The sequence below is a fragment of the Mesorhizobium sp. M7A.F.Ca.MR.362.00.0.0 genome (assembly GCF_004023175.1).
GTDB lineage: Bacteria > Pseudomonadota > Alphaproteobacteria > Rhizobiales > Rhizobiaceae > Mesorhizobium.
In genome coordinates this window covers 1-6,254 of sequence record NZ_RZTF01000376.1, presented here as the reverse complement: position 1 = coordinate 6,254, position 6,254 = coordinate 1, and the positions used below count along the sequence as shown (strand labels likewise).

At 64.3% G+C, this 6,254-nt stretch carries 7 protein-coding genes; 3 read left to right on the top strand and 4 right to left on the bottom strand.

Annotated elements, in window-relative coordinates; all coding sequences use genetic code 11:
• Both EOC06_RS30445 and EOC06_RS30440 read left to right on the top strand, forming a co-directional pair.
• Positions 1–986: ABC transporter ATP-binding protein (locus EOC06_RS30445; protein ID WP_164898814.1), on the top strand; the 986-nt coding region annotated here is incomplete at its 5' end.
• 36 nt (positions 987–1,022) lie between these two features.
• On the top strand, positions 1,023–1,709 hold the full coding sequence (locus tag EOC06_RS30440) for a cysteine hydrolase family protein (RefSeq protein ID WP_128309533.1): 687 nt from the start codon (positions 1,023–1,025) through the stop codon (positions 1,707–1,709).
• Positions 1,710–1,715: 6 nt separating this feature from the next.
• Here the strand turns inward: EOC06_RS30440 and EOC06_RS30435 are convergent, their stop codons facing one another.
• Both EOC06_RS30435 and EOC06_RS30430 read right to left on the bottom strand, forming a co-directional pair.
• A complete protein-coding gene (locus EOC06_RS30435; protein WP_127808765.1) occupies positions 1,716–2,657 on the bottom strand; it encodes an LLM class flavin-dependent oxidoreductase in 942 nt (313 codons plus the stop codon).
• 108 nt (positions 2,658–2,765) lie between these two features.
• The gene (locus EOC06_RS30430) at positions 2,766–2,921 is read right to left on the bottom strand and encodes a hypothetical protein (RefSeq protein WP_127269069.1); all 156 of its coding nucleotides are present in this window, start codon (positions 2,919–2,921) and stop codon (positions 2,766–2,768) included.
• A 289-nt stretch (positions 2,922–3,210) separates the two neighbouring features.
• Here EOC06_RS30430 and EOC06_RS30425 point away from each other — a divergent pair, with 289 nt between their 5' ends.
• The gene (locus EOC06_RS30425) at positions 3,211–3,978 is read left to right on the top strand and encodes an SDR family NAD(P)-dependent oxidoreductase (protein ID WP_127269070.1); all 768 of its coding nucleotides are present in this window, start codon (positions 3,211–3,213) and stop codon (positions 3,976–3,978) included.
• A gap of 97 nt (positions 3,979–4,075) precedes the next feature.
• Here EOC06_RS30425 and EOC06_RS30420 read toward each other — a convergent pair whose 3' ends face one another.
• Both EOC06_RS30420 and EOC06_RS30415 read right to left on the bottom strand, forming a co-directional pair.
• The gene (locus EOC06_RS30420; RefSeq protein ID WP_128309532.1) at positions 4,076–5,020 is read right to left on the bottom strand and encodes an ABC transporter permease; all 945 of its coding nucleotides are present in this window, start codon (positions 5,018–5,020) and stop codon (positions 4,076–4,078) included.
• Entirely contained in the window at positions 5,017–6,072 is a 1,056-nt protein-coding gene (locus EOC06_RS30415) for an ABC transporter permease (RefSeq protein WP_128309531.1), read from the bottom strand. The genes EOC06_RS30420 and EOC06_RS30415 overlap by 4 nt, the downstream gene beginning before the upstream one ends.
• Between the last annotated feature and the right edge of the window lie 182 nt (positions 6,073–6,254).

The following is a 6,254-nucleotide window of genomic DNA, read 5'->3' as shown; positions in this document are numbered from 1 at the left end:
GCATAAGGCTGATCCAGCTCGTGGTCATGATCGCCGGCAGCTATCTCGTCATCACGGGAGGCCTCAGTAATGGCGGCTTCGTCGGCTTCCTGCTTCTGGTCGGCGTCTTCGTACGGCCGATCGAGAAGATCAATTCGGTGATCGAGACCTATCCCAAGGGTATTGCCGGCTTCCGGCGCTACACCGAGCTACTCGACACCGAACCCGACATTGCCGACCGGCCAGGTGCCGTGACTGTGGGCGGCCTCAAGGGCGACATCGAATATCGCGGTGTCAGCTTCGGCTATGGCGACGGCAAGCCGGTGCTCAGGGGTATCGATCTCACCATCCACGCCGGCGAAACCATCGCCTTCGTCGGCCCGTCCGGCGCCGGCAAGACCACCATGTGCTCGCTGCTGCCGCGTTTCTACGAGGTCAGCGCCGGCGCGATCAGCATCGACGGCATCGATATCAGGGACATGACGCTCGCCTCGCTGCGCGGCCAGATCGGCATCGTCCAGCAGGATGTCTTCCTGTTCGGCGGCTCGATCCGCGAAAACATCGCCTATGGCCGTCTCGGCGCCTCCGACGACGCCATCGCCGATGCCGCGCGGCGGGCGCAGCTCGACGGCATGATATCGGGCCTGCCGGCCGGCTATGACACGATCATCGGCGAGCGCGGCGTAAAATTGTCCGGCGGCCAGAAGCAGCGGCTGGCGATCGCCCGCATGTTCCTGAAGAACCCGCCGATCCTTATCCTCGACGAGGCGACGTCGGCGCTCGACACCGAGACCGAGCGCGAAATCCAGAAGTCGTTGGCCGAACTTGCCGAGGGCCGAACCACGCTGGTCATCGCACACCGGCTGGCAACGATCCGCGGCGCCGACCGCATCGTCGTCGTCTCGGAGTCGGGCGTCGTCGAACAGGGTTCGCACAGCGAACTGCTCCGCGCCGGCGGCATCTATCGGCGTCTGCACGACGCGCAGCATCTGGTGTCGTCGCGCTGATCCACTATGGTGGCGGCCCAAAGCAGGGAGCCCCGGATGATCAAGGCAACGCCCTTCGATTTCCCCTACGACGGCAGACTGGTGGCCGAAAACACCGCACTGGTCGTCATCGACCTGCAGCAGGATTTCCTGTCGACGACAGGCTACTTCGCCAGGCAGGGCTATGACCCGTCGCCTCTAAGGGCGGTCCTGCCGACGGTGAGCCGGCTGATCGCTGCCGCGCGCAAGGCCGGCGTCAGGGTCATCCACACCAGGCAGGGCTATCGGGCCGACATGGCCGATATGACGCCTTACGAAAAATGGCGCCGCAAGCGCGCCGGTCTCGAGGGCACCGATATCCTGCTGCGCTCGGGCACGGGGTTCCAGATCGTTCCGGAGATCGACGTGGCGCCGCAGGACATCATTGTCGACAAGACCTGCAACAGCGCCTTCATTTATACGGATTTCGAGCTAGTGCTGCGCGCGCAAAGCATCACGCATCTGCTGTTTTCCGGATGCACCACGGATGTCTGCGTCCACACCACGCTGCGTGAGGCCTGCGACCGCAATTTCCAATGCCTGACGATTTCGGACGCCTGCGCCAGCGGCGACAGACAAGCGCACGAAGCAGCCCTTCACATGGTGACGGTTGAAGACGGCGTCTTCGGCGCGCTAACGGATTCGAGCGCTGTCATTGAAGGCCTGTCGCGGCTTGGCGACAGGCCCGAGGCAACAAAAGGCTGAAGAACTTCAGCCCGTTGCCCGCGTCTCCAATCCTGCACGAGACGCATATGCCCCAGGCTGGAATGCCTCGTGTTCGCGACGCGCCAGCGAATTGCGCAGCAGAGCGATCGTTTCCCGGCCGAGCGTTGCGATCTCGCGTGGCGTATCGACGCCGACAATCATGAATTCATCGATCCCAAGGGCTGCATAAGCAAGCAGCGACAGGGCCGCCTGGGCTGGCGGCCCGGCAACATCGACCGCCTTGTGGCCGGAAGCGGAAGCACCTTGGTGAATCCCGACCGGAAGCGCGAAGCGCAGCTTGCCGGCCCGGCCATGTTCGGCGGCGGAGCGGCGCACCCGCTCCATCAATTGCCGGATCTCGTCGATCGAGCCGGGCGCCAATTCAAAGACATCGGCATGCCGGCCGGCAACTTTGAGTGCCGTTCCGGACTGCCCGCCCATGCGGATGACCAGGTCGGCGCCGTGCGGTCCCTTGCGCGGCACATAGCCGCCCTTGATGCTGTAGAACGTTCCTTCGTGGTCGAAGGGCCGGTCGTTCGACCACAGCCGCTTCAGCAGCACCAGATATTCGTCGATGCGCTGCCAGATGACGGTGTGCCCGACCGGCCGTGTTTCGGCGTCGGCGTCGCTCAGCGGCTCGCTGATCATTCTCAGCGCCAGGCGCCCGCCGCTTTTCCTGTCGATCGACGCCAGTTGGCGGGCCGCCACGGTCGGTTCGACCACACCCGCCCAATGGGTGAGCACGACTTCCAGCGACGAGGTGCGGTCGAGCACCTGGGCCGCAAGATCCATGTTGGTCAGCAGTCCGGCCGAATCGTCGATGACGATCTTGCGGAAGCCGCCATCCTCGATCAGCCCGAGCTTGGTCGCGGTCTCGGCAAAGTCGTAGAAAAAGGGAACCGCGGCGTCGGCGGTCTTGCCGGGAATATGCGTGAACTCGATCGGCATTGCCATGTCCTCCGTGGTGTCGGGCGCGCGAAAGCACGCCGAGGATTCGGTTCATTCAACTCCGATTGCCTGAAAGCGGTGGCAGCTAAGCCCGGTCGATCTGAAGACTCAGGGAATAAGGCCCAGCACAACGGCCCCGGTGAACACGAACGCAAGGGCAAAGACGAGATAGGCGAAAGCCCCGGCATAGGCCGGGCGAAAGGCCTGGGCATTGGCCGACCGCTGATCACTGCGATCCGTCTGGGCGTTCTGGATATAGGACATATCGACCTCCGTCTCGCCGGTTAATCTATAAAACTTGTAGACTTTGTCGATTGCTATTTTTTGGCCAAAGATAGAATAATTTTCTCCTATGGTGCTGGAAATTGGTAGACACTTGCTTAGAGGGAGCCCTCCAACGGCCGATCCATATGGAGCGTCCGTTTTCGCTTCTGCGTCCGAATGGACCTATGGCCTTGCTTTCGCTGCGCTCAATTCGTGGATTGGCCGCCCGGCGCCGGCGCGGTAGCATCGCCCACCAGCAAAGCGAAATCGCCACACAGGGGGCAGAAAAATGGGCACAAGACTGGCCGGCAAGGTCGCCATCATTTCGGGAGGAGCGACGGGAATGGGTGGAGCGGCTTCGGAGCTGTTCGCCGCCGAAGGCGCCAAGGTGGCGATCATCGACCGCAACGGCGAGGCGGCCGCCGCAACCGCAGCGACAATCAGGGCGCGCGGCCATCTCGCCGAGCATTTTGTCGCCGACGTCTCCGACGAGGCACAGGTCGAAGCGGCCGTGAAGGGTGCTATCGAAAAACTCGGACCGGTCACCGTGCTGTTCAACCACGCCGGCACCATCGTGATAAAGCCCTTCCTGGAGACCACGGTGCAGGAATGGGATTGGCTGCATGCCGTCAATGTGCGCTCGATGTTCCTGATGACGCGCGCCGTTTTGCCCGGCATGATTGCGGCCGGCGGCGGCTCGATCGTCTGTACTTCGTCGATCTCGGCGGTGGCGGCGACTCCCAACGAAGTGCTCTACGACACCACCAAGGGCGCCTGCCACATGTTCGCCCGCGCCATCGCCGTCGAGTTCCGCGATCGCAACATCCGCTGCAACGCCGTCTGCCCCGGCTTCATCCGTACACCGCACGGCCTGCGCGAGGTCGCCGACCTCGGCAGGCTCGGCGTCGACGTCTCCGACGCGGCACTGGCCGCGCAGCAGGGCCGCATCGGCGAGCCGGAAGAGGTGGCGAGGGCAGCGCTCTACCTGGCCAGCGACGAGTCGAGCTTCGTCAACGGCACGCATCTGTTCGTTGACAATGGTTTTACGGCGATGTGAGGCTTTCCAGGGACAGGTTCTTCGTCCCAGGGACAGCTTGTCGCCCTTCCTCTACCCCGTCGATCGGGGGAGAGGAAAGGCACCAAGTCCTGCTCGTCTACCGTTCTTCCCGTCGAAACGGCTTGAGCAGCGCCGACGGTGCCGTCGCGTTGCGCGACATCACCGCCATGGCGACAATGGTGAAGATGAACGGCAGCATCAGGAACGCCTCGTAGGGGATGTGTCCGAGCCCGCTGGCCTGCAGGCGCAGCTGCAGCGCATCGACGAAGGCGAACAGCAGCGCCGCCCCCGCCGAGCGCCACGGATCCCAGCGGCCAAACACGACCAGCGCGATCGCCACCCAGCCACGCCCCGAGACGACGCCGAAGGTGAAGGCGTTGAACTGCGCCATCGACAGAAAGGCGCCGGCCAGCCCCATCAGCGCACCGCCGAGGATGACTGCCTGGAAGCGCGTGGCAATGACGCTGACCCCCGCCGAATCGGCGGCGCGCGGGTTTTCGCCGACCATACGCACCGACAGGCCCCATGGCGTGCGGTAGAGCACGAAGGCGGCCAGCGGAATGGCCAGGATCGCCATGTAGACCAGCGCGAACTGGTTGAACACCGCCGTCCCGAGCACCGGGATGTCCGAAAGGAGCGGGATCGGCAGTGTCTGAAACCCCTTGATATTGGGCGGCACCGACTGCTGGCCGAAGATCAGCCGGTAGAGGAAATAGGCGAGGCCCGACGAGAACAGCGTCACGCCGATGCCGCAGACATGCTGGCTGAGGCCGAGCGCCACGGTGAACAGCGCATGCAGCGCGCCCATCAGCATGCCGGTCAGCACCGCAGCCAGCACGCCGAGCCACAGGCTGCCGCTGAGGCTGGCGGCGGTAAAGCCGGTCATCGCCGACAACAGCATGATGCCTTCGATGCCGAGATTGAGCACGCCAGCCCGCTCCGAGAACATTTCGCCGAGCGTCGCGAAAGCCAGCGGCGTGGCAATGCGGATGATCGCGGCCAGGAAGCCGACCTGGAATATCTGTTCGAGTACCGCGCTCATCGGGCAACTCCGACGCGGCGGATGCGATAGGCGGTGAACAGCAGTGCCACCAGCATGGCAAGCAATGCGGTGCCCTGGATGACGTCACTGAGGAAGGCCGGAACGCCGGTCGCCCGCGACATCGCCTCGGCGCCGGTCATCACGGCGGCAAGGAAGATCGCCGCCGGCACCACGCCGAGCGGGTTGAGCCGCGCCAGCATGGCAACGACGATGCCGGAATAGCCGTAGCCCGGCGAGATGTCGCTCATCACCTGGAAATGCACGCCGCCGACCTCGCCGACGCCGGCCAACCCGGCCAGCGCGCCGGACAGCAGCGCCGTCGAGATCAGCACCCGCTCGACATGGATGCCGCCATATCTGGCGGCTTCCGGGTTTTCGCCGGTGACCCTGATCCTGAAGCCGAGCGTCGTGCGCACGATCAGGAACCAGATCAGCGGCGCCGCGATCAGCGCCGCGACGACGCCGAGATGCAGTCTTGTGCCTTCGAGCAGCACCGGGAAATTGGCCGAATCTTCGATCGGCGGCGAGATCGGATAGCCGCTGAAGGAGTCCTTCCACGGGCCTTCGATCAGCGCCATCAGCGCATAATAGATGACCGAGTTGAGCAGCAGCGAACTGACGACATCGTCGACCTTGAATTTTACTCTGAGCGTCGCCGGCACCAGCGCGACTGCGGCTCCCGCCGCAGCACCGGCGACCGCCATCAAGACCATGGCGAGCGGCCCCGGCATTGGAATGGCGCCGACAAAGCAGCTGGCCACCGCGCCGGCCAGCAATTGCCCCTCGGCGCCGATGTTCCAGAATTTGGCCCGGAAGGCGGCCGCGACCGCCAGTCCGGTGAAGATCATGGGTGTTGCACGCACCATCGTTTCGGTGATCGCATAGCTGTCGCCCAGCGACGCCGTGAACATCACGCCATAAGCTTCGAGCACGCCGGCGCCGGCCAGCGCGATGAGGCCGCTGCATAGGATGAGCGTCCCGCCGATCGCCAGCAATGGCAGAGCGAGGTTGAACCAGGCAGGTGTGCTTGTGCGGGCTTCCAGGCGGAACATTAGGCGGCACCCTCTGTTCTGTCTGTCGAACAAGAATTCTGACGAAGAGGGACCCCCACCCCTAGCCCCTCCCCACAAGGGGGAGGGGAACTCTCGCAGGCGCCGACCACGACAAAACAGCAGAAGTCCGGGCCCGGAAGCTGTGTGAACGGCGAGCGGCAGCATCCCCCTCCCCCTTGTGG